We start from the raw sequence: 1,019 nt of genomic DNA, 5'->3' as shown, positions 1-1,019 counted from the left end.
GCCGGATAGTACCGTCAATATGAAAGTCAGAATTAGAAGCTTTATCAGTACAAGGTCTCGCTTAGAGCTTATGTAGTCGATACCAATAAAATTCTTAATAAATGTTATCGCACTAATGCCGGTAAAAGCGGCAGAAAATACAACAGCGTGGTAATTAAATAGGGGGTAGTTTGGCCATAGATATTGAAAAGCGAGACCAGAAAGCACTAACTGGATGATTGCGCATGAGCTTAGGTATATTAAATAGTAAAGATAGCCTTTATCCTTTACGGTGAGATAAATAAAGCTATTGTAAAAAAGCATAATCAGGATTGCGCCGAAATATATCCCGGATAGAAGACTAAAAGATATGTTTTGCTTACTTAACTCATTTTGGGTAACGATTGAGAGCGGGAGTTGCAATACACCTTCTGACTGTATGTTTAGATATACGTCAAGCTCTGTATGGTTTTCTGGAATACTAAAAACAAAAGTAGGTAAATCTACCTTTCGGCTTTTAAATGGTAAGTGATCGATCTTTAGAGTAACGATATATACCGTTAAAGAGGCTCTTGGATAAGTTCGGGTTGAATTTTGTCAATTTTTGGCAACGCCATGCGAGCCCGTCAGTGCCTTCAAGGTACTGAATATGGTGTAAAGCTCCGTATTCGATCACCTTTCTTTTAGCTAGCAACTCATGTAAATGTGGACGAGAGAAAAAGAACTTCCGCATAGGAGAGAATGCAAAAAAAGCAGATAGAAAAGCCATACCACAACCAACACCACCAACCCAGGCATCAAGCAAACCTAACAAACTAAATACAAACAAGGACGCGAAAATAGCACATATAAGTACCCAGTAATCTCTATCTCTCCGAGCTTCGGCTACCAAGGTGTTATCGGGGTAATCGTCCATTGCGAGGTGATCATAGTTCAAGCCCATTACAGGCTCACAGCCTGCAAGTAATATCTTCTTCCTATGTTGCTGCAGTTTTAATTCGGCCTTTTGTGCAAGAATACGCTCTCGCGCGTTATCAACA

2 protein-coding genes are annotated in these 1,019 nt (G+C 39.8%); both read right to left on the bottom strand.

Annotation, left to right across the window (positions count from 1 at the left end; all coding sequences use genetic code 11):
* On the bottom strand, nt 1-459 hold a 459-nt coding region (locus tag A3757_RS26440), incomplete at its 3' end, for a 7TM-DISM domain-containing protein (protein WP_369819531.1).
* Nucleotides 460-496: 37 nt separating this feature from the next.
* On the bottom strand, nt 497-1,019 hold a 523-nt coding region (locus A3757_RS26435), incomplete at its 5' end, for a hypothetical protein (protein ID WP_197469825.1).

The sequence above is a fragment of the Oleiphilus sp. HI0117 genome (assembly GCF_001635235.1).
This window is presented reverse-complemented; position numbering and strand designations above follow the sequence as displayed.